Raw genomic sequence first — 23,294 nt, 5'->3', positions numbered from 1 at the left:
TGTTGGATAGCAGTATCATTTCCGATCCGGCCGCGCAGCGTGGCCACTTTCGTTGGCGATGACAGCATGATCGTGGGAACGGCTCGGAGAATGGTATTGATCGGCGTTACGTTGGTGCTCATCGGCATGGGCATCACGGCCATGGCCAGCGGCGCCGAACTGCCTGCGCCATTGACGGCGGCCGATTCACTTGCACAGACCCGTCCGCGCGAAGCCATCGCCGTTCTCGAGCACTTCGCCGCGGAACCCGGAGCACGGGCCTTGCCGGTGCGGCGCGCGCTGTTGCTGCGCCTTCGGCAGGCGTATGTCGACCTGGGTGACAACGCCGCTGCGGGACGGGTCAGCATGCAGCTGCGCGAGCTGGGCCTGCGGGAGCGCGACCCGGTCAGCCTGGCCTGGGCGCAGCTGCCCGACATCGACGAGCACCTGCGCAGCTATCGGCCCGATGCCGCCCGCGAAGCGCTGGATCGCGTCGCCGGCGGGGGCGACCTGCCTGGCGCACCCGACCTGGCGTTCAGCATCGACATGGCCTACGGGCGGGCGCATTTGCTCAAGGCGGAGTACGAACACGCCATCGAGCGGTTCCAGGCCGGGGCCGCGCTCAGCGACCGGACCGGACACCCGGCCGCGTCGCGGGTCGAGGCGCTGATGAACATCGCCTACACCTATACCGGCTTGCTGGACCATGCCGGCGCGTATCGCGTGGTGACGGAAGCCTTCCAGGCGGACGATGGCAGGCTGCGCGCGCGGACGCGGTCCCTGCTGCACCTGGCGCGCGCATTGTCGCTGATCGATCTTGGACGCCCGGCCGAGGCGGAACAGGATTTCGCCCGCGCCCTGCGCATCAGCCGCGACGGCGCGATGTCCGTGCTGGAAGGGCGGGTGCTGGCCGACTGGGCCGACCTGGCACTGCGGCGCGAACGGTTCGCCGATGCCGAGCGCCTTTCCCGCGCTGCCCTGCGGGTGGCCGAGGCGTCGGCCGACAACGGCACGGCGATCACGGCGCGCGCCAATCTCGGTTTTGCGCTGGGCGGCCAGAGCAGGCTGGCGGAAGCCCTCGGCTACATCGACCAGGTCATCGCGCATTTCCGCAGGCAGGGCAACAAGCAGGCACTCGTCAGCATGCTGGACGAGAAGGGCCGCATGCTGCAGCGCCAGGGTGCGCTGAAGGAACTGGTCGGGGTGCTGCGCGAACAGCAGGAGCTCGAGCGCAAGCAATTCACGGAGCAGCGCAGCAAGGCTGTCGCGGCGCTGCAGGAGCGCTTCGAACGGACGGAGAACCAGCGGCGCATCGAATTGCTGCAGGAGCAGAACCGGCTCAAGGATGCGGTCATCCGCAACCGCGAGCTGCAGCGCGTGGTGCTGGGCCTGGCGGTGGTGCTGATGCTGGTGATCGGTGGTTTCATCGGCCTGATGTACCGTCGCGCCGGCAAGTCCAATGCCCGCTTGCGGGAACTGAACGGGCGCCTGGCGGAGCATGCGGAGCGCGATCCGCTCACCGGGCTGTACAACCGCCGTTCGTTCGTCGACAGGATGCAGGCGCGTGCCGGCGGTGTCGCACATGAGCGGCGCGGCCAGGCACGGGGCGCCGGCGACGTCCTGGTGGTGCTGGACCTCGACCATTTCAAGCAGGTCAACGACACCCACGGCCATGGCGCGGGCGATGCCGTGCTGGTCGAGGTGGCGAAACGCCTGCAGGCGGTGGTGCGCGACAGCGACACCGTGCTGCGCTGGGGCGGCGAGGAGTTCGTCATCCACTCGGCCGGCTGCGATGCCGCGCAGGCCGCCGCCCTGGCCCGGCGCATCCTCGATGCGATCGCCGGCACCCCGGTCGACGCGGGCGGCACGCTGCTGCGGGTCACGGTCAGCGCCGGCATGATCGACCTGCCGTTTGCCGGCCTGGACGAGGCGCAGTGCGGCTGGCAGCAGGCGCTGGAACTGGCCGACGGGGCGTTGTACCTGGCCAAGTCGGCGGGGCGCAACCGCTGTTGCCAGTTGCTGCCGCCGACGGGGCCGCCGCCACCCGTGGCCGAGCTGGAGCGCGACCTTGGCGCAGCTGTCGCCGCCGGCCTGGTTGGCCTGCGCACGATCCTGCCGTCGGCCCCGGACGCTGGCGCTGCCGGCGATGCGGGTCTGAGCTATGCATCCTGACAACACTCTCGCAACGTTACCAGAAACCTGTTGACGTCCTCCATTACGCGCCATAACATGATAAAAAATTGTTCAAGGAACGTTACCAGAGCCGTCTGGTAACGTTCCTTGAACCAAAAACGCGAATACAGGAGACATGCCGTGGAGCCGACCAAACGTAGCCGAATCGCCCTGTTGCTGGGCGAAAATGAAGTCAGCAACAGCAAGATGATCACCGGCATTGTCGAGCACATGCGCCAGCATCTGCTCAACTGGAACCTGTTATTGACGAGCGCCCCTGCCGACGGCGAATCGCTGGCGCCGCTCGCCAGGCATGCCGACGCCTTCATTGTCAACAGCGATGTCCATGACGTGGAATCGCTGCGGGCGGGCGGCGCCACCGTGATCGGCGTTGCGCTGGGCCGCAGCGCACTGCCCGTGGAACACCGCGCCCCCACGGTCTTCGCCGACAACGTCGCGCTGGTGCGCAAGGCCTACGACTACCTGATCAGCCATGGTGCGGCACGTTTCGCGGTCCTCAGTGCGCCGGCCGCGGAGGGACGGTGCTGGGTGCGGGAACGGGAAGAAGAATTCATCGCGCTGGCCCGGCGCGACCGGGCCGATGTGTCCGTGTTCCAGGGCGAGCAGGGCAGCCAGCCGGTATTCGGCGTGGCGATGACCCGGCTGATCGGGTGGCTGGATGGCCTGCCCAAGCCGGTGGCGATCTTCGCCGCGGATGAGATCCGTGCGCGCCTGCTGACCCAGGCCTGTGCGCTGGCCGGCTACGACGCCGGATCGCAGGTGCTGATCGTCGGCATCGACAGCGACCCGCTGGCGCAGGACCTGTCGCCGGTGCCGCTGGCCTCGGTCATGCTGGACCGGCAGGAAATGGGCCGGCGCGCCGCGCAGATGCTGCACCGCGCGCTCGAGCGCCGCCTGCAGGTGCAGGAGGAATGGGTGGCCCCGCTGGAACTGGCGCAGGCCCCGCACAAGACCGGTGCGCCCAGCTACCATCCGCAGGTCATGCGCGCGCTGCACTTCATCCGCCTGAATGCCCGGCGCGGCATCAAGGCGGAGCAGGTGGCGTACTACGTGCGCATGTCGCGCTCGGCGCTGGAAGCGCGCTTCAAGCGCGAGCTGGGGCGCTCCGTGCACGACGAGATCCTGCGCTTCAAGCTGGAAGAAGCCAAGCAGATGCTGCGCAGCGGGGCGGCCAGCATGCCCGAGGTGGCGGTCAATTGCGGCTTCACCTCGGTGCAGTACCTGTACACCGTCTTCGGGCGGGAGCTGGGCTGCACGCCGCGCGTGTGGCAGGACCGCATCCTCAAGCAAGGCGCGCTCGCCGCCGCCTGAAGGCCCCCGAGCCGGTTGTACCGGCATCCCGCATGACAACGCCGGCCCGCACGCCGGCGTTGTCGTTTCCGTGCGCCACCGGCACGTGGCGGGTCAGGGAAGCGGCGTGCTGCAAATCCAGGAAGAAGCAAAAGCCGGCGCGGGGCGTGGCCGCGACCGGCCGCGCCCCGCGCCGCTTGCCTGCTTCCCGGGCGCCTCAATAGTCGACGTGGTAGTCCTTGGGGAAGGGCTGGTTGGCGAAGGCTTTCTTCTGGGTCCAGTCCAGGGCCGGCGCGGTCCAGTAGCTGTCGCTGGCCGGCAGTCCCAGCGTGATCAGGCTTTCCGCGGCGATGTACATGCTGCCGGTGTTGGAATACCAGTCGCCCAGCGTGGGCTGGTGGCCGGCGAAGCCGATGGTGAGGAAACCACCCTTGCCGAAATTGCCGGCCGGCGTCCAGATGGCCCGGTGCACCGCCTCCAGCGCCGCGCGCACCTGGCCTTCGGGCAGGCTGGCGGGCAGCAGCCTGTGCAGCGCCAGGAAGGCCAGCGGCTGGAACGCCGCGGTGCGATAGGTGATCGAACGGCCGATCGGCGGGTAGGTCCCGGTGGGCGAGATGTAGCGTTCCAGGTGCTCGCTGTAGCGCTGCATGCGCCGGGTAGCCTGGGCCAGCAGGTCGGCCGGCGCGGCGCCCCAGTAACTGGCCTTGTACCTGACCATGGTCTGCAGCACGGTCACCAGCATCGGATAGATGACAAAGGCGTTGTAGTAGTCGAAGTGGAAGGTGTCGCCATCCTTGATCCAGCCATCGCCCACATACCATTCGCGCATCTTGCGCACGCCCGTGGTCAGGCGCAGCGGGTCGTATTTTTCGCCCACCGACAGCAGGAACGCTTCGTTCATCGAGGCGAACAGCAGCCAGTTCGTATGGGCCGACTCGATACTGCGGATACCCTTGATCACCTCCACGATGCGCCCCCTGGTGGCGGCATCGAGCGGTTCCCACAGCGCGGCGGGGGCGCGCAGCATGGCGCTCGAGATATAGGCCGAATCGACCAGCACCTGGGGCGGTCCCTGCCACAGCAGGAAGTCCGGGCTGGCCGGGTCGACCGCGTGCGCCAGGCTCTTCAGGGCCAGCTGGCGCAGGCGCTTGCGGCTCCTGCCCTCGGCACTGTCGTCGTCGGGCAGGGCGAACCATGGCGCGCAGGCCGACAGCAGGCGGCCGAAGCACTCGAGATAGGCGACTTCCTTCGGCCGGCCGTCCCAGGTGGGCGACAGCTCCAGCTCGAAGGTCTGTTTCAGCTTGCCTTCGGCCATGGCGCTGAACACCGGCTCGGCGATGCGTTCGAGCAGCTTCACCAGGTACTGGCGCGCCGGCGGCGATGCCTGCGTGCCGGCGGCGAGTGCCGACAGCGGCAATCCGGCGGTCAGGGCGGCTGAACCGGCGAGAAGGCCGCCAAGGAACAAGCGGCGTTTGGGTGGCTGGTCTTGCATGGGAATGTTCGTCATTTGCTGGTTGCTTTGGAGGGTTGGTTCGAGGCGTCTAGCTTGAGGTCGGCCACGGCCGTGGCGGCCATCAGGAAAGCGCCGACGCCGTAATACTGGGTATCGTCGTGAGTGACGTTGTCCGGACTGTCGCCGATCGGCTGCACGTGGCCGACCTTGCCGCTGGGGTGGACCGATGCCGTCAACGCGCGCCAGCCGCGGCGCACCACCGGCTCGTAGCCGGCACGATCGAGCAGGCCATTGCGGATGCCCCAGGCGAAGCCATACGTGTAGAAGGCGGTGCCGCTGGATTCGGGCAGCGACTTTGCCGGATTGCCCAGCAGCGAGGGGCTCCAGTAACCATCGGGTTTCTGGATGCCGCGCAGCCTGGCGGCCATCTGCCGGAACGTGGTCTCGATGGCGCCCCGTCCCGGATCGGTTTTCGGCAGCGCCTCCAGCGTGCGCGCGAGGCCGGCGAACACCCAGCCGTTGCCGCGGCTCCAGAAGATCTTTTCGCCATCCGGGCCGCGCCGGTCGAAGAACCGCGAGTCGCGGTAGTACAGGTGCTCCTTCGGGTCGAACAGGTAATCGGTGGTGACCTTCAGCTCTTCCTTGGCAAAGCTGGCGTAGCGGGTGTCGCCGGTGGCGCGGCTCATCTGCGCCCACAGTGGCGGCGCCATGAACAGCGCGTCGCACCAGCACCAGCGGGTCTGGCAATCGACGCCGGCTTCGGTGAAGAATCCCAGCGGCACGCGCGGACGCTTCTCGAGGATCTGGTCAAGTGCCTTGCGGCTCGGCGCCAGCGCCTCAGGGCCGGCGCCGTTGGCGGCGGCCCATATATAGGACTGGCCGATCACCTGGTCGTCGGCATGGTACAGGCGCTCGTCCAGTTTCCATTCATTGGCGATGCCCCGCAACAAAATCGTCTGCCGATAGATCGGGCGGCTGCTGCGCGCGGCAAGGTCGGTCAGCCCGACGAAAAACGCACCCTGCACCCAGCCCTTCCTGTCCGGGGTTTCGTAGGCGGCGTTGGCCGGCACCCAGCCGGCCGCCATGCTGGCCAGCTGGTAGTCGGCGGCACGCTCGGCGAGGGCGAGTACGGCGTCCGGTGCGAGCGTCGGCTGCGCCGAGGTGGCCGCCGTGGCCGCCGGCGCCTGCAGGGCGAGGAGCATCAGCAGCAACGTGCCGGCGCCACGGCAGGCACGGCGCGGGGCACGCGGCCGGCGTGCAGGGGAAAGCGGGATGGATGAATCGGTGACGGGCATAGGTGCATGATCCATGAAGGTGCGCCGCGGCGATCGCGGTGCCATGGCCGAAGTCTGCGGCCTGGCGGCTTGCCCGGCAATTGCGAAATCTGGTTGGTGCCCTAGCGATTTCCCTGCGCGGCCGGCGGGTCCGGGCGCCCGTGGCCGGCCCAGGCCAGGCGTGCCAGGCACAGGGCGCAGGTGGCGCCGCACAGCGCGGCAAACAGCAGCGTCAGGCGGTAGTCCTGCCCGAAGCGGTCCAGTACGGCGCCCTGCGCGAAGCTGAGGGCGATGCCGAGGAAGGAACCCAGCAGGTCGCGAAACGCGCAGAAGCGCAGGAAATCGAGGCGCGGGAACAGCGCCATCGGCAGCGATGCGGCCGCGGTGAAGTAGGCGCCCGACAGGATCACGTGCGCCGTGTAGACATGGCGGAACGCGGCGGCGTCGGCAAGCAGCACGTAGCCGGCGCCGACAGCCACGCTGTATAGCGCCATCACGTACAGGGACATGCGCACCGCGCCGATGCGGTCGACCAGCATGCCGATCATCAACGCCAGCGCCATCGACACGCCATAGGCCAGCGACGACAGCTCGCCCAGTTCGGTCTTGGTCACGCCCAGCGATTCGGCGTGGTACTGGCTGAAGGTGTTGAAGGGGCCGAACGCCATGCCTCCCAGGATCAGCGCGCCATAGATCCAGCCCGATTGCGGCAGGGTGAAGGCTTCCGCCAGGGTAGCGCGGGCCCGCGCCAGGGGCGGCGCAGCCGCGCCGGGGCGGGGCGTGGCCGGCGGATACGCGCCTTCGCGCACCATCGCGCACATCAGCAGGATCATGCCCGTGAAGATGACGGCGATCAGCGCGATCACCCGGTGCGGATCAGCGTCCAGCAGCGGGAATACCCACAGGTAGAAGCCGATGCCGATCCCCAGGCTGAGCACCCGGTACAGGCCGAAGAAGCGGCCCAGCCAGGCGCGCGGCAGCACATCATTGATCAGCCCCGTGTAGAGCGCCTGCATGCACAGGAGCACGCCGGCGAAAATGGTCCAGCAGACCGCGAACACGGTCAGCGCGTGCTCGGCCGGCGCGCCACCGGCTCCCGGGATGCCGGCGATGATCGTGCCCAGCCGGTTCGAGCCGGCGATGCCCAGCAGGGCCAGTCCACCGAGCGGGGCCAGCACGGCCAGGAAGGGCCTCCTGCGCCCCCAGCGGCTGCGCAGGCGGTCCGAGACCGGTCCGATCAGGGGGCTCATCACGAGCGACAGCAGCGCCGGGATGCCGCTCAACAGCACTGACACCGTGTGATTCGAGGCGCCATAACGGCGCAGCACTTCCAGCGCGGTGGGGATGACCGCGCGGTCGCGCATGGCGAAGCCGATCTCGCCGACCAGCAGCCAGCCGATCACCAGCAGCAGTCCGAGCAGGCTGTAGCGCAGCGTCCCGGCGTCGTAGCGCGGCGCGCGCGCGCGGTCGATCAGGGGCGGGGCCATGCGCGATAGGCAGGTGGCGGGGTTGGCGGGTCAGTTTCGCCGGAGCGGGCCGGTGGATGCGCGCACCACCAGTTCGGCCGCGATCAGCTCGCGCGCCGGATCGAACGGCTCGCCGTCGATCATGGCCAGCAGCCGGTGCACGGCGCGCACGGCGATGTCGTGCGAAGGCTGGCGCAGGGTGGTCAGGGGCGGCTGCGCATAGCTGGCCAGGGGCATGTCGTCGAAGCCGATCACGGAAATGTCAGCCGGCACGGCCAGGCCGCGTGCACGCAGCACTTCCAGCACGGTGAGCGCCATGCCGTCGTTGGCGGCAAAGATGGCGGTGGGCGGCTCGGCCAGGTCGAGCAGGTCGGTGGTGGCGGCGCGGGTTTCGACGGGATTGAAGTTCCCCAGCACCATCAGGGCGGGATCGGGCGCAATGCCGGCCGCTTCCAGTGCATCGACATAGCCTTTCTGGCGCTCGGTGCTCTGGCCGGTGGCATGGCTGCCGTGGATGAAGGCGATGCGCCGGTGGCCGAGGCCCAGCAGGTGCTCGGTGGCCGTGCGCCCGCCCGCGCGGTTGTCCACCGAGACCACCGGCAGGCCGATCTCGCGCGCGGCGAAGCTGACCAGCACGCAGTTGCCGCGCTCCCGTTCGAGCACGTCGAGGATCTTGTCTTCGCGATTGGGCAGCAGCATCAGCAGGCCGTCGCACAGGTCGGCCAGCAGGTCGCTGGTACCGATGCGGCGGCGGTCATGGAAGTTCTGGGCCGAGAACACCACCAGGTCGAAGTCGAGGCGGCGCGCCTCCTCGCTGATGTGGTCGACCAGCTCGTGCACGACGCCCCAGCCGATCGCATTGACGAAGATGCCCAGCAGGCGTGCCTTGTCGCCGCGCATGCGCCGGGCCAGCACATTGGGACGATACTGCAACCGCTCGGCGGCTTCCTGGACGCGCGCGCGCGCCTCGTCGGAAACATAGCGGTCGGCACGGATCGCGCGCGATGCTGTGTTCAGCGACACGCCGGCCGCATCGGCTACCTGCTGCAACGTGACTGCCTTGCGCATCATCGGGGTTCCTGCTCCTGGTCGGGACCTTGTCGGGGGCGGCGAAACTGCGCCTGCCGCGGTTCATTTCATCGTGCCGCATGGTAGCAGAAACAGGCCCTGCCCGGAGCATGCCGACGGGCTGCCTCGGGCAGGCTCAGGCTCGCACCCGGTAGCGCGGCGCGCGCGACGGCGGCAGGGCAAGCAATTGGCGCAGGCGCTGCATGCCGAACTGGTGGCGTTCCTCGACCAGGGCCATGGCGCCGGCCAGGCGGCGCCGGGCGGCCGGCAGGTCCGTCACGATACGCATCAGCGCATCGGCCACGTCGGCGCCGCCGGCGCGGTTGATGTCTTCGATATACCAGTCGCCCAGGCCGATGTCGGCGAACATGTCGCTCTTGAACGAGTCTTCCGGCTGGTGCACCATGACGAACGGGGTGCCGGCGGCCGCCGCAAGGATCGGCGAGTGGTTCTCCATGCTGACCACGGCCTGGGCATGGGCGAACACGGATTGCGCCTCGTCCGGCAGCCAGTAGTCGCGCCGCGTCACCACCTTCGCGGCGACGTCGGCCGGCAGGCCGTCGCGCAGCATGGCATCCAGGTGCGCGACCACGTAGACCGTTTCGGGCACCAGCGCCACCTTGTTGCCGGTCTGGCGCACGTAGGCCACGATGGCCGTGCGCAGCGCGGCGCAGTCCCGTTCGAAGTACAGCGCATTGTAGGCATCCCGCGAATCGCCCTGGCGGGTCGGCGTGCCTGTCGGGGTCCAGCGGTGGCGCGGCACCACGCAGATGAACTTGCCCGATGCCAGTCCGTGCGTCTGCAGGAACACGCGGGCGCGCGCCTCGTCGCGCGCGGCGAAGGCAAACGTCGTGTCGGGAACGAAGGCGGCCGGCACCCCGGACAGGTCGATGCCGGTCGCCTTGCGGTTGATGGCTTCGTTGACGGGGGTGTCTGGCCGGTCCGGCGAAGCGCCGTCCGGGCCGTCGACGTCCTCGCCCCGCAGGACGCGCAAGGAGGTGCGCTCGCGCGTGAACACGAAGCTGGCCGCGCGCAGCGCCTGCACGTCGGGGCTCGCTTCGCCGTCGTGGAAATTGCTGAAGTTGAACGGGTCGGTGGTGATGCCGAACATGCCCATCGGCTTGCCGGTGCGGCGCGTGAAGCGCAGCAGCGCATTCGGCTCGAGGATGCCGGCGCCGGAGCCGATCGCCATCAGGCCGGCGGCGGAAACGGCCGCGTCCAGCGCGGGATTGTCGGCACGGCCGTTGGCATCCAGTTCGCCGCGCACCACGTGCAGGTCGGGGATCACCTTGCGGCTGACCGTGCCGGCATCCAGCGCGCCGTCGGCCACCCGGCCCAGCGCGGCGTATTCACCGCGGATCACCAGGTCCTTGTGCGCCCACAGGATGACCTTCGCCTCGGGAATGTAATGGCGCAGCAGGGCCAGGGCGCCCGGCACGTGGCCGATGTCGCCGATGTTGTTGGTGTTCCAGGCATTGCGCCACAGGATGACGGGGCGGCGCGCGGGGCTGGCGGCGAAGGCCGCGGGCAGCGTGCCGGCGGCGCCGAGTGCCGCCAGCAGCAGGCGACGGGTGTGGTTGGGTTGGTGCATCGCATTCTCGAGTAGGGCAATATGCCCATGCTAGGCCAGCCGGGGCAGGGCTGTCGATACTGAAAACGCATGGCGCCTCATGTTTCCGATGGGGCGCCATCGCCCTTCGGCACTAGGGCCGTCGCCCAGCCTGGCGCGCCAGGTAGTCGAGCCACTCGGCCGGCCGGGTGATCTCGCCGTCGCCGCTCCAGGCGAAGCCGCTGCGATACTTCACGTAGCCGGCGTCGTCCACGCGGGTGAAGACCAGGCCGTGCGCATGCTTGCCTTCCTTGTCCGCGGCTGCCAGCCTGGCGGTGCGCACCACGCGCGCCGGGTCGATCACCACGCCGGCCCCGAACGGCTTGCCGTCGACCGGTTCGGTCACGGCGATCAGGCCACGCGGACCGTCCAGCACCACCTCCGCCCGGCGCGCATCCTGCGTCACCAGGCCGATCGCCACCTCGTAAGGGAAGTCGCGGATCGGATGCGAATCGTACAGGCTTTGCGAATGCGAGAAGAACGAGCGGATCTCGGTCATGCGTTCGCCCATCTTCAGGCGCGAATAACGGTGCTCGTAGACCGGCTTGCCGTCGATCTTGATCGGGTATTCGAAGATGTTGGAGAACTCGGCCACGTCGGCCTTGCTCCAGTGCACATGGCCCTTCACGAACGTGTCGGAGGTGACGAGCCTGCCATCGACCCACAGCCCCAGGCCGCCCACGCCGCGCGTGTCGCCGACGTGGTAGGCGTCGTAGCCTTCGCCCCGGTCGACGTGGTAGCTCTTCTGCTGCTTGCCGGTGGCCAGGCCATACCATTTGTCCAGCACCGGGTAGTGCACCTTCTTGAACCATGCGTCGATGCCGCTGTCTTCCGGGCCCGCGCGCAGCGCCGGACCATACATGCGGAAGGCCACCTTGTCGTTTTCCCAGGCCAGGTCGTCCATCCGTTCCGGCACCACCCGCGCATAGGCGCGTGGCTGCTGGGCTTCCCTGGCCAGGCGCGCTTCGGCATCGGCCAGCAGCGCGGCCGGCTTGACCGACCTTGCACCGCCGGCCAGGCGCAGCATCTCGCTGGCGGCCAGCAGGAACGCGCCCGTTCCGTAGTCCTGGGTCGAGTCGGGGTCGAGCACGCGCGGCTTGGGTGGCGCATGCACCTTCGTCCCGTCCGGCATGACGGTCAGGTAGGCCTCTTCCGACCGCGGCGCAGAGCCGATCGGCTGCACATAGCCGACGTAGCCGTCCGACCGCACGCGCGTCATCAGGCCCGCCCAGCCGCGCGCCAGCGCCGGCCAGGTCGCGGCCCGGTCCAGCAGGCCGTGGTTGATGCCCCAGGCCAGTCCGTAGACGAAGAAGCCGCTGCCGGAGGTTTCGCCGATCGGCACTTCCTCGGGATCGAGCAGGCTGGGGCGCCACAGGCCATCCGCCTGCTGGGTCTTCAGGATGCCGATCGTCATGTCGCGGAACAGTGCCTCGTAATAGCCGCGGCTGGAATGGTTCTTCGGCAGGTAGGTGAGGATCTGCGGCAGGGCGGCATATACCCAGCCGTTGCCGCGGCTCCAGAACACCTTCCTGCCATGCGCGGTGCGCTTGTCGATGAAGTTGAAGTCGCGGTAGAACAGGTGCTCGCCGCGGTCGTACAGGGCATCGACGGCGGCGCGGTATTCGCGGTCCATGAAGGCAAGGTACTTGGCGTCGCCCGTGGCGCTGTACAGCCGCGCGAACACGGGCGGGCCCATGTACAGCGCATCGGACCAGGTCCAGCGGTCCACGAAGCTCACGCCGGGCGTCGCGGGCGTGTGGTGGTAGACCAGCTTCTCGGCGATCGGGTTGTCGACGATCCCGCTCATCTGCTCGCGGATCGCCGCCAGCCGCTCGGTGCGGCGCGGATTCATCAGGTACAGGTCGAGCCAGGCATGGCCCACCGCGTGGTCGTCGGCGAAGCGGCCGCGCGAACCCAGGGTCCAGCCGGACTGCTGGCCCATCCGCAGCACCGGCACCAGGTAGTGCGCCCGCCCGGTCGCCAGCGCGGCCTGTATCAGGCCATCGTACAACGGCGCGATCACCCAGTCCCGCATGGCGGTGCCGCTGGGGTTGGCCAGTTGCCAGGCGACGGTGCGCTCGATGGCGGCGGCGATCTCGGTGGCTTTCGGCACAGCGGCGGGCGCCGTGGCGGCGGGCGTGCCGCCGGCCGGCTGCGGTGCCGCGGCCAGTGCCGGCATGCCGATGCCGGCACTCAGGGCGAGTCCGTACAGGATGGTGCGCATTGCGGGTCTTTCGAAACGTTGATGACGGGGCTGGGCATGCCAGCGTGGTGGCGCGATTATTGGTGCCGGCCCTGCCGTTGGCAATTCCGAAAGTACGCGGCCGGTTGCGTTTTTCCTGTGCGCTCATGTGCGCTCATGCGCGTCGCCGGCCCTGCCGCGGCGAGCGTCGATTCGCCGCCCGTCGCCGCCATGGGCCGGAAATCGGCCCGCCCTGGGAGCTCGTCGAAGGAAAGGCTTACTGCTCGTAGGCGCCGCGGTCGCGGCCCTTGCCTTGCGGGCGCTTCCTGCCGGCCAGGTCGAGCGCCTGCGGCACCTCCGCGCAGCCCGCGTCACGCGCCGCACTACCGGGTTTCAGGCGGAAGTCGGCATCGCGCAAGTCGCGCGCCACCTTGACGAATAGCGGATCGGCGACGCTGTCGCGCGCACCCTTGAACACGTCCTGCGCGGCTGAATAGACGTTGCAATCCCAACGGATATTGGTATTGCGGTTGTTCGAGGTGACCTTGCCGCCCGGGCGCGGCACGATGATGTTGTTCATGATGACGACATCGTCCGAGCGGTTGGGAAACAGTTCCTGGTAGTCGACGACGCTGCCGTTCCAGTACGTGGTGTTGTTGACGATGTCGACGTGGGCCGCGCGGAACGTGTGAATCCCGGAACCGCCGTTGAAGGCCGACAGGTTGTTGGCGATCAGCGAGCGCGCGGTCCAGACAGGGCGCTTGCCCTTGGCTACGCCCGGCGGAGGTGCCGGATCGGCGGTCGCCGTGGCCGCTTCCACTTTTTGCGCGGCCGGCCTGGCCGCCTGCACTACCGCGTCGGCGTTCGGATTGGTGGCGCCGCCCGAGCCGCCGGCCTGGTCGGTCACGTCGAGCAGGATGCCGTTACCGTCCGACAGCTTGCCGATCTTCGACCATGGCACCATGGTCCTGTTGTTCCACACCTTGTTGCCGCGCACGACGATGTGATAGCCGGGCGCGTCGTCGACCTGCCAGTTGGTGAGGAAGGTGATGCCCGAGCCGCCGTATTCCATGAACCAGGCGTTGTCGAACACTTCATTGTTCTCCACCGTGACGTGGTCGGCCTCGATCGCCGTGATGCCGCCGCCGGGGAATTTCGATACGCTGTTGTTGCGGATGACGACATGGTGCGGCTTGCTGTCGGCACCGTTGCGGCGCCCTTCGACCAGGATGCCGTTCGTGTTGTAGTAGGGATCCTTGGTGGCCTTCTTCGGTGCTTCCAGCGCCTTGACCAGGGCGATCTCGTCGTTCGCGCCGACCAGGGTCAGGCCCTCGATGATGTGGTACGACCCTTCGACCTGGATGCCGGCCCAGGCCCGCGGATGCAGCACGGGGCGCGCCTTCGGCGCCGCCTTCCACGTGATCCAGGCATCCGGCCGGCCGCTGCGGGTGATCTTCAGCAGGGCCGATCCGTCGGCCCGGTCCGAGGCGGGGTCGCTGGGGTAGTCGCCGCTGGCGAGCAGCACCACGTCGCCCGGCTGCACCACCGACTCGGCGTGCTGCAGGGTACGGAAGGCGGTGGCAGGTGTGCGGCCATCGCGGCTGTTGTCGCCGTTCGGCGCGACGTGCCATTCGGTGGCGAACGCCGCGTGGCTGACGGCAAAGGAAACGAGCAGGGACAGGGTCGTTGGAATCAGGCGCAGTGTCATGGGTTCGGTCTTGGGCAAGGAAATCAGGCGGTCGAGGGCTGGCTGGGCAGCGAGCCGATTATAGGAGCGCTGCCGCGCCCGGCGAAGGGCCGGCGGCGCCGGATACGGCAATTCATAATGGCGAGATCAATTTCATAAGCTCGTTTCCTGCATCGTCGAAGCGGGTGCGGGCGTGGGCGACTGGCGCGCCCGGTTCAGGCGGCCGGCAGCACGCGCAGCGGCGCCGATGCCAGCTGGACGCTGCTCGCGCCGGCGCGCACCTGGTAGGTGCCGGGTGCCGGCTGGCGGCGCATGGCGCGGTCCCAGGCGTGGAAGTCGCGCGGGCCCAGCGTGAACGCCACGGTGCGGCGCTGGCCCGGTGCCAGGGTGACGCGGTGAAACGCCCGCAGGGCCAGCGTGGCGCGCGTGACGGGCCCGCTCTCCGGGCTCAGGTACAGTTGCACCACTTCATCGCCCTCGCGTGTGCCGACGTTGGCCACCTCGACCCGCACCCGCACCGATTCGCCTGCTCGGATGCTGCTCCGGTCCAGTTGCGGCGCGCCGATCGCGAAGCGGGTATAGGACAGGCCGAAGCCGAACGGGTAGAGCGGTTCGACAGGACCGTCCAGGTAGCCCCGCCGCGCACCCACCTTGGTGCGGTAGTGGACCGGCAACTGGCCGGCGTCGCGCGCGATGGTGACCGGCAGCTTGCCGCCCGGGGTGGCGCGGCCGAACAGCAGGTCGGCGACCGCATGGCCGGTTTCCTGGCCCATGTACCAGCCTTCGATCAGCGCCGTGGCGCGCCGCGCCAGCAGGTTGACCGACAGCGGCCGGCCATTGAGCAGCAGCACCACGGTCGGCTTGCCCAGGTCGAAGATGGCCTGCGCCAGCGCGTTCTGCTGGCCCAGCAGGTCGAGGCCCAGGCGGTCGCCCAGGTGGCGTTCCGACCAGGCTTCGCGTGCCGTCATTTCGTTGTCGCCCAATACCATGACGATGGTGTCGGCCGCGCGCGCCGCCTCGACCGCCTCGGCGATCAGGCGCCGGTTGACTTCCGGCGGCGTGAAGTTGATCGGATCCTGGCCCCAGATGCGCTGCTCCGTGAGGCGCACGCCCTCCGCGTAGGCTACCGGGAAGCCGGCGCGCACGCCTTCTTCCTGCAGGCCTTCCAGCACCGACACCACCTTGCGCGGCACACCGGAATAACCGCCGATCGGGGTGTCGCGCGCATGGGTGCCCAGCACGAGCATGCGGCCGACCTTGTCCGCGCCGAGCGGCAGCAGGCCTCCTTCGTTCCTGAGCAGGACGGCGCAGCGCGCGGCCGCCTTGCGCGCCAGCGCGATGGCGGCAGGGGTGGCCGTGGCGGCGTCGGCCGCTGCCGGATCGGCATCGGCCATCTCGAACAGCCCGGCCTCGAACTTGACCCGCAGCACGCGCGCCACCGCCTGGTCGACCAGGGCGATGTCGATGCGGCCGGCGCGCACGCCCTCGGCCAGCTTCTGGAACGCGCGCGCATCCGGCGTGTCGACGTCGACCCCGGCGGCCAGCGCCATCGCGGCGGCCTGTTCCAGGTCGGCGGCAACCTTGAAGCGGTTCGCCAGGTTGCCGACCCCGCCGTAGTCGCCCACCACGATGCCGTCGAATCGCCATTCGCCGCGCAGCACGCGGTTCAGCAACCAGTCATGGCCATGCGCCGGAATGCCGTCGATCTCGTTATAGGCGGGCATTACCGCGACGGCCTTCGTGGCGGCAAGCACGTCCTCGAACGGGGCGAGGAATTCCTCGCGCAGCACCCGCTCGCCCACCGACACCGGCCCGGTGTTGGTGCCGCTCTCCGGCTGCCCGTAGGCCGCGAAGTGCTTGAGCGTGGCCAGCACCTTGCCGCGCGCCAGCGGCAGCGTGTCGCCGCTGAAGCCCCGCACGGCCGCCTTGCCGATCTCCGCGCACAGCAGCGGGTCTTCGCCGAACGTCTCCTCGATGCGGCCCCAGCGGGGATCGCGCGCCACGTCGACTACCGGCGCCAGCGCCAGGTTGGCGCCGCGCACCCGCATCTCGGCCGCGGCGACGCCGAACACCTCGGTCACCAGCGCCGGGTCGAACGACGAGGCCAGCGCGATCGCCTGCGGGAAGCTGGTGGCGCCGCGCGCGGCATAGCCGTGCAGGGCTTCCTCGTGCAGGAGCAGGGGGATGCCCAGGCGCGTGTGTTCGCGCGCCCAGCGCTGCACCGCGCCGCTGTAGCGCGCCGTGTCGGCGGCATCGCGGTGCACGTCGCGGCCGGTATCGCCGATCACGTCCAGTCCCACGTCGACCTGGCGCTCGCAGGGGCGCGCCAGCATGCCCAGTCCATGCGGCAGGCGGCGGCTGGCCTTGTCGGGCGAGAAGCTGCCGTCGGGGTCCTGGAGGGCGCTCTTGCCGCTCCAGATGCATTGCAGCTGCATGACCTTCTCGTCCAGCGTCATGCGGGCCAGCAGGTCGCGCACCCGCTGGACGGCCGGCAGTCGCGGGTCGCGGTAGGGCGCGTCGGCGGGTGGCCTCGCGCCTACGGCGGCGGCTCCGGCGGGCAGGACGGGCAGGGCGCCGAGAACGGCGGCTTGTTGCAGAAAACGGCGGCGGGAACGGCTCACTTCTTCTCCTGGGCGGGCGGGCATCCGCCATGCTGGCCCGGCCGGCGACAAAGCTCAATTGCGTTTTCTGGACGTTTCGTTGCGATTTCTGGCAGCCCGTGCGCGCTGGCGCAAGCCGGCCCAGCATGCGGCGATGCCGAAAAAGCATGAACCGGTCGCCTGTTTTCGCAATTGCCAAGGGCGCGGTGGGTGCGCAGACTCGCCGTTTCACCAGCCATGCCGACAACGGAAAACCCATGCACGAAACGCTCCCTCGCCAACGGCCGCGCAGCCCCATGCTGCCGCTGGCGGCCGCCCTGCTCATCCTGTTCAACCTGTGCCCTGGTGGCGCGCTGGCCGCCGGTACCACGCCGGAACGCGCGCCCCTGCAGGCAACCGGCAATTGGACCGCGCTCGCCCGCGGCCACGCACCCTTGCCGCCGATGGGCTGGGCCAGCTGGAACGCCTTTCTCACCGACCTGTCCGAACAGCGCGTCATGGCATCGACCCGGGCGCTGGTCGATTCGGGGCTGGCCAGGGCCGGCTATGTGCATGTCAACATCGACGACGGCTGGGCGGCCAGGCGCGATCCCGCGACCGGCCGCCTGGTGGTCAATACCGAGCGCTTCCCGTCGGCGGCGACGCCGGGCGGCAACAGCTTCAAGCCGTTCGCCGACCGCATCAAGGCCATGGGACTGAAGCCCGGCATCTATACCGATATCGGTTACAACACTTGCGGACAGCAGGCCAACAGCCCTGGCGACATCGCGCGCTCGCCGCGCGGCACGCTGGCGGAGAAGTCGATCGGCATGCGCGGCCACGTCGCCCAGGACATCGACCTGTTCATGGGAGAGTGGGGCTTCGACTACCTCAAGCTCGACGCCTGCGGGCTGGCCATGTACGGTCCCGAATCCCGCCCGGTCAAGGAGCGCGGCTACCGCATGGTGCAGCCGTGGATCGACGTGGTCTCGCCGCTGCGCACCGATATCGCGGGCGTGCGCAACGCCTACGACGAGGTGGGGCGCGCCCTGGCGAAGACCCGCCCGGCCAACGACTTCACGTACTCGGTCTGCGTGTGGGGCGATGCCGATTCCCGCACCTGGGGCCAGCATGTCGGCAACGTGGTCCGCACCAGCCTGGACATCGCGCCGTGGTGGGGCCGCATGCTGCACGCCTTCGACAGCGCCTCGCACCGCGCCCTGTATGCGCGCCCGGGCAGCTGGAACGATCCGGACATGCTGCATATCGGCCATGGCGAATTCGATGCCGGCCACCTGACCGAGGCGCGCACCCACTTTGCCATGTGGGCCATCATCAATGCGCCATTGCTCATCGGCGAAGACCTGAGCAGGACGCCGGCGTCGCTGCTGGCCATCTACGGCAACACCGACGTCATCGCGCTGAACCAGGACAAGGCCGGCAACCAGGGCACGCTGGCCTACGACAGCCACGATATCCAGATCATCGTCAAGCAGCTGGCCGACCCGTCGAAGAAGGGCGTGGTGATCGTCAACCGCACCGGGTCGGCAATGAGCGCCGACCTGACCGCCGCCCACCTGAAGTTCGATGCGGCCGCGCCGGTCCGGCTGCGCAACCTGTGGAGCAAGGCATCGTCCAGCTTCACGGGCGAAACCAGTTTCCGGCTCGAGCCGCACGAGTCGCTCACCTTCGAAGCGAGCGGCGAACGCGAACTGGCCGACGGCCTGTACCTGTCCGAGATGCCGGGCCGCGTGCACGTGGCCGACGATGGCATCGTGGTACCGCAGGCGGATCCGACCGTGTACCGGTCGATCAATGTCTGGGCTGGCACCCGCAATGGCGGCGAGCGGCCGCAATACATGGGCTGGGGTGGCGCGCAGGTGGACATGACCCCGTACGACGGTGCGCTGCAGGTCAACGGCAAGGGCTACCGCACCGGGATCGGCATCCTGGCCGGCTCGCGCATGGAGGTGAAGAACGATGGCCAGTTCAGCCGGTTCACGGCCGAGGTGGGCGTCGATGACGGCACCCGCAACAGCCGGGACGCGGTGGTGTTCGAAGTGTATGGCGATGGCCGTCTGCTGGCCAGCACGCCCTTGCTGCGCTGGGGCCAGGATGCCCGGGCGCTGCAGGCCGACGTGGCGGGCGTCAAGGTGGTGGAACTGATCGCGCGGCAGGTCGGTACCGAGGGCGGCGCCGGCAACCTGGTGGTCACCTGGGGCAAGGCGGCGCTGGGCGCGGTCCGTCCGGCCGCGGCCCTGGGCAGGGAGCCGAAGCAGGAGAAATCAGCAATGGACTGGCGGAAAACGCAATTGCCCGGCAATCGTGCCCGACAGACCATGTCGTCACCCGGCCGGACTATCGGATAGTCGCGGACCGGATCCGTGTGGGCGTGATGGAGGAGATCCGAACGCCCGACTCGGCCCGATGGGCCGACTTTTTTTATCAGGGAGCACAATGAAACAACAAAAACGGTTCCTCCTGCGAGCACTGGCGCTTGCCGCCGTGATGACCAGCGCCGCGCCGCTGGCCGGCGCGGCCGTCAACGAACCCTACACCGTGCGTGTGGCCTACGATCCCGCCACGCCCAGGGCCACCGTGACCTGGGGTGCGGACGCGCCGGCCGCCAGCGGCTACGGCATCGAGCGCCGCCCGGTCGGCGCCACCGCCTGGAACGAGATCGCCTATGTCAAGGAGCCGCTGCGCAGCCATGCCGACACCACCGTGGCGCCGCTGACCCGCTACGAATACCGGGTCAAGGCCTATCGTCCGGGCGGCCCGGGCACCGGCTACATCAGCACCAGCACCGCCGCGCTCCAGCTGAACTTTCCGTACAGGCGCGGTTACGGGCGCGGCATATTGCCGTCGAACTACAGCCAGGACCAGATGGACGCCGACGTACGCGACATGTACAACCTGTGGCGCGCCAAGTACGTGACCACGGCGGGTGCCGGCACCGGTGGCGCGCGCGTCTACAAGCCCGACGAGGGTGGCGAAACGGTGTCCGAAGGCCAGGGCTACGGCATGCTGATCTCGGTCTACATGGCCGATGGCGCGAACCAGGGCAAGAGCGACTTCGACAAGATGCTCACGTACTACAAGTCCAAGCGGCGCATCCTGAACGGCGAGAACACGGGCCTGATGAGCTGGCGGATCAATGGCGACGGCAGCGTGGCCGATGTGTGGACGGCGCCCGACGGCGACATCGACGCGGCGTTCGCGCTGCTGGTGGCGGACAAGAAATGGGGCAGCGGGAACGGCAACCCGAACTACTGGGCGGAAGCGCAGACCATCCTCAACGGGCTGCAGCGGTTCGCCGTCTACAACCGCGGCGATACCCACTCGGACCTGGTCGCCAACAGCGAGAAGGAGCTGTCCTCGACCGAGGGCGATGCCAACTTCACGATGAGCTCCTACCAGGTGGTGTCGTACATGCGGCAATTCGCGAACGCCTCCGACGCCACCCGCGCGGCGAAGTGGCGCGACACGCTGCGCGCCGGCTACAAGGCCTTCGACTATTATTACGAGGCCAACCCTGCCACCGCGCTCACGCCGTACACGTTCCTGACGAAGCCGGGCGCGAACCAGTACAAGCCGTCCGCCAAGGGTTACAACTTCGGCCCCGACTCGTGCCGCATCCCCTGGCGCGTGGGGCTCGATTTCCTGTGGCACGAGAACGGCAATTCACGCTACGCCAACAGCCTCGATGCGAACATTCGCGCCACGCTGGCGCAGGACCTGCCCAAGGTGAACGCGGCCTGGTTCATGAACACCGTCAACAACGACCCGACCGCGGCGCTGTACGGCTACCAACTGAACGGCTCGCCGTGGCCGAACACGTTTGTCTACGGGCAGCGCCACACGGCCGGCGCGATGGCGGTGGGCGCGATGACCGACGCCAGCAATCAGGCCCGCCTGAATACCCTGTATGACTGGATGCGCAAGCAGATTCCCGGCCAGCCCTACAGTTACAACGGCAAGAGCGTGACGCCCGAATACTACGGCGACACGGTGCTGATGGTGACCATGATCGCGGTGACGGGCAATATGCCGAACCTGCCGGAAGTGCCGATCCCGGCCAAGTAAGCACGCTGCCCCGTGGCCCGGGCGCGGTACACCGTGGCCGCGGCGCACATGTCGCTTTCCCGCGTTGCCGCTACAGCCTGCGCACTTCCAACAGGCGCCCGCCGTGGTCTTCGTCGATCCGCACGGCGAAGCCCTGGCTGCCCAGCTGCGCGCCGCTGGCCCGGGCGACTTCGCGTCCTTCCATGTCCAGCACCAGGTAGGTGGCGCGTGCCTGCAGGTGGCCGACCCTTGCCGTCACGGCGGCGTCGGGCGCGCCATGGCGGAACACGCCGACCATGCCGCCGGCGCCGCTGTCGGTATTGATGCGCTGGAAGCCGTCCCAGCGGCCTTCCTGCGGTTCGCCGAATCCCGGCAAGTCCTGGCGGTAGTCCATATAGCCGCTGCGCTGGTGCAGCGCGCTGAACCAGGCGCTGTAGCGGCGGCACAGCGCCTTGCGTGCCGCATCCATCTTGCGCGGGTCGCCCAGCAGCATCGGCAGCGTGCCGGCCAGCGACTGCAGGTGCGTTTCCACGCCGCCGTCCTCCAGCCGCGCGTTGCCGATCACCAGCGCGGCGGCCGGCATCGCCGGCGCGCGCCACCATGCCATCTGGCGGATGCGCAGGTCGTTCGCCGCGTCGGCCTCGTTGAAGTTCGACAACCAGTTGCCTTCGGCATGGCGCAGCATCGCGTAGTCGATCAGCTGCATGCCGCCCATCGCCTCGAACGTGCAATCGATGAAGAGCTGCGGGAACTGGCGGTGCAGGCCGTCGAACAGGTCCCACATGGCCTGGTGGTTGAGGGCCAGCGACTCGGGCTGGTCGGCATGCGAATGCTTGCGCGCGTGGCAACCGTTGCGCTTCAGGTCGAAGACATAGGAGCTGGTGACGACGGCGAAGTCCAGCTTCAGGTAGACCAGGCCATGTTCGCGCACCAGCCGGGCCAGCACGCCGCCGATGTAGTCGCGCCAGCCGGTGGTGAAGCAGGCGGTGAGCTTGTCGCCCGCCCAGCTTTCCAGGTGCAGGTTGGTGAGCTGGCCCGCGCGGTTCTCGACGAACCAGTCGGGGTGGGCGCGGAACACCCGGCTGTGCTTGTCGGCCGACCCCACGCTGACCCACAGGCCGGGCTTCATGCCGCGCTGGCGGATGCGCTCGATGACGGGGCCGAGGCCGCGCGGGAACCTGGCGCGGTCCACGCCCCAGTCGCCGTTGACGTCCTGCCAGCCATCGTCGATGACGAATTCCTGGGCGCCGGCGTCCGCCGCGGCATCGACCAGCTCGAGCAGCAGGGCTTCGTTGATATCGGTCTGGAACGGTTCCCACGTGTTGTAGACGAAGCCGGGGCGGTGCGGATTGGCCGCCAGCCGGCTGCCCAGGTGGCGACGCACGAAGTCCGGCACGACGCTGTTGAGGATCGTCTCGAAGGTGCGCGCGTTGGCGTAGACGATCGAGAACACCTGGGGCGATTCCCAGCTGCGCCCCGGCGCCAGGTGGCGGCGGAAGGCGTACGGCTGGCCGGCCGGCGTCAGTCCGGCCACCAGTGCCCGGCTGTCGTAAAAGGCGGCCATGTGCTTGAGCACTCCCGGCGCCTCGTTGCCCAGCACGATGCCTTCCTGCCAGTCGGGATTGTGCAGCGCCATCAGGCAATCCTGGCGCGTGCCCAGGAACGGCGCCAGCGACTTGCGCCGGCCGTAGTCGCTGTAGATCCAGCCGTAGGTGCCGGGATAGTATTCCTCCATCTCGAAGCGTTCGATCTCGACCGACTCGATGCGCACGCGGCGGCGGCCGCGGTTGGTCACGGCCAGGCGCTTGCGCACCAGCGGCAGGCCCGGATACAGCAGGTACTCGACGGCCACCGACAGCCGGCCGTCCACGGAATCGAGCGCGATGCGGGCACCGTGCCCGCCGTGGGCGTCCCGCGCCGCGGCGATGTTCTTCACGCGCCAGCCCGACGCGCTGGTGACGGCCTTGCCGTCCACCAGGAAGCGGAATTCATCGGAGCGCCGGGGCTTGCTGCCGTCATGGCCGGCAAAGAAGCGCGACGGCGCCCGCGCGCCGCGATAGTCCACCGTGGCCAGCCCGGTTCCGGGACCAGGGAGGGCAATGCGGCGGCGCACTGCGCCGTTGTCGAGCAACAGTTCGGTGGCGCTCCAGCTTGCATAGGCCGGCGCCTCCTGGGCGGTCGATGGCGCACACCAGGGCAGGGCGGCAAGCGCGGGGGCGAACGCCAGCAGGCGGCGGCGCGGGTTGGGCAGTGCGGTGGGGTCGGTGGTCATGTCGGCAATCGTCGAAGGATCAATCGGTGCAGCCTAGCGATGCCGGTCGTGCCAGGTCAATTGCGATATTGCACCGGCGCACAAAACGCAAAGGGCCGGCCTGGCGCCTGTCGGCGGAAATGAGTACGCCATCGCAAAAAACGCAATTTCTGCGCGATCCGGGCCGTGCTACGCTCG

Annotated in this window: 13 protein-coding genes; 4 read left to right on the top strand and 9 right to left on the bottom strand. The window is 68.9% G+C overall.

Features of this window, described 5'->3' with window-relative positions; translation table 11 throughout:
- The first annotated feature begins 96 nt into the window (after positions 1-96).
- Together EWM63_RS02005 and EWM63_RS02000 are read left to right on the top strand one after the other, a co-directional pair.
- Complete coding sequence (locus EWM63_RS02005; RefSeq protein ID WP_165390727.1) at positions 97-2,151, top strand: tetratricopeptide repeat-containing diguanylate cyclase; 2,055 nt, start codon at positions 97-99, stop codon at positions 2,149-2,151.
- A gap of 141 nt (positions 2,152-2,292) precedes the next feature.
- Entirely contained in the window at positions 2,293-3,483 is a 1,191-nt protein-coding gene (locus EWM63_RS02000; RefSeq protein WP_130185051.1) for an AraC family transcriptional regulator, read from the top strand.
- A gap of 196 nt (positions 3,484-3,679) precedes the next feature.
- Here EWM63_RS02000 and EWM63_RS01995 read toward each other — a convergent pair whose 3' ends face one another.
- The 8 genes from EWM63_RS01995 to EWM63_RS01960 form a co-directional block, all read right to left on the bottom strand.
- The gene (locus EWM63_RS01995; RefSeq protein WP_229487681.1) at positions 3,680-4,969 is read right to left on the bottom strand and encodes a DUF2264 domain-containing protein; all 1,290 of its coding nucleotides are present in this window, start codon (positions 4,967-4,969) and stop codon (positions 3,680-3,682) included.
- Positions 4,966-6,225 carry a glycoside hydrolase family 88/105 protein gene (locus EWM63_RS01990; protein ID WP_207221224.1) on the bottom strand — a complete coding sequence of 420 codons (1,260 nt, stop codon included), beginning with the start codon at positions 6,223-6,225 and terminating at the stop codon, positions 4,966-4,968. The genes EWM63_RS01995 and EWM63_RS01990 overlap by 4 nt, the downstream gene beginning before the upstream one ends.
- A gap of 86 nt (positions 6,226-6,311) precedes the next feature.
- Positions 6,312-7,676 carry an MFS transporter gene (locus EWM63_RS01985; RefSeq protein WP_130185050.1) on the bottom strand — a complete coding sequence of 455 codons (1,365 nt, stop codon included), beginning with the start codon at positions 7,674-7,676 and terminating at the stop codon, positions 6,312-6,314.
- Positions 7,677-7,706: 30 nt separating this feature from the next.
- A complete protein-coding gene (locus EWM63_RS01980) occupies positions 7,707-8,726 on the bottom strand; it encodes a LacI family DNA-binding transcriptional regulator (protein ID WP_130185049.1) in 1,020 nt (339 codons plus the stop codon).
- A 133-nt stretch (positions 8,727-8,859) separates the two neighbouring features.
- Entirely contained in the window at positions 8,860-10,314 is a 1,455-nt protein-coding gene (locus EWM63_RS01975) for a polysaccharide pyruvyl transferase family protein (protein WP_130185048.1), read from the bottom strand.
- A 112-nt stretch (positions 10,315-10,426) separates the two neighbouring features.
- On the bottom strand, positions 10,427-12,556 hold the full coding sequence (locus EWM63_RS01970) for a glycoside hydrolase family 88 protein (RefSeq protein ID WP_130185047.1): 2,130 nt from the start codon (positions 12,554-12,556) through the stop codon (positions 10,427-10,429).
- A 235-nt stretch (positions 12,557-12,791) separates the two neighbouring features.
- Positions 12,792-14,222 carry a right-handed parallel beta-helix repeat-containing protein gene (locus tag EWM63_RS01965; protein WP_130185046.1) on the bottom strand — a complete coding sequence of 477 codons (1,431 nt, stop codon included), beginning with the start codon at positions 14,220-14,222 and terminating at the stop codon, positions 12,792-12,794.
- 194 nt (positions 14,223-14,416) lie between these two features.
- Complete coding sequence (locus EWM63_RS01960; protein ID WP_229487680.1) at positions 14,417-16,822, bottom strand: glycoside hydrolase family 3 N-terminal domain-containing protein; 2,406 nt, start codon at positions 16,820-16,822, stop codon at positions 14,417-14,419.
- Positions 16,823-17,058: 236 nt separating this feature from the next.
- Between EWM63_RS01960 and EWM63_RS01955 the strand changes: the two genes are divergently transcribed.
- Positions 17,059-19,149 carry an NPCBM/NEW2 domain-containing protein gene (locus EWM63_RS01955; protein WP_130185045.1) on the top strand — a complete coding sequence of 697 codons (2,091 nt, stop codon included), beginning with the start codon at positions 17,059-17,061 and terminating at the stop codon, positions 19,147-19,149.
- An 88-nt stretch (positions 19,150-19,237) separates the two neighbouring features.
- Complete coding sequence (locus EWM63_RS01950) at positions 19,238-20,866, top strand: glycosyl hydrolase family 8 (RefSeq protein ID WP_165390726.1); 1,629 nt, start codon at positions 19,238-19,240, stop codon at positions 20,864-20,866.
- A gap of 70 nt (positions 20,867-20,936) precedes the next feature.
- Here the strand turns inward: EWM63_RS01950 and EWM63_RS01945 are convergent, their stop codons facing one another.
- Positions 20,937-23,117, bottom strand: coding sequence for a glycoside hydrolase family 36 protein (locus EWM63_RS01945; RefSeq protein ID WP_130185043.1), 2,181 nt, complete (start codon positions 23,115-23,117; stop codon positions 20,937-20,939).
- Positions 23,118-23,294: the final 177 nt, after the last annotated feature.

The sequence above is a fragment of the Pseudoduganella lutea genome, assembly GCF_004209755.1.
GTDB lineage: Bacteria > Pseudomonadota > Gammaproteobacteria > Burkholderiales > Burkholderiaceae_D > Rugamonas > Rugamonas lutea.
Note: the sequence above shows the minus strand (reverse complement) of the source record. Positions and strands in the feature narration are given on the sequence as shown.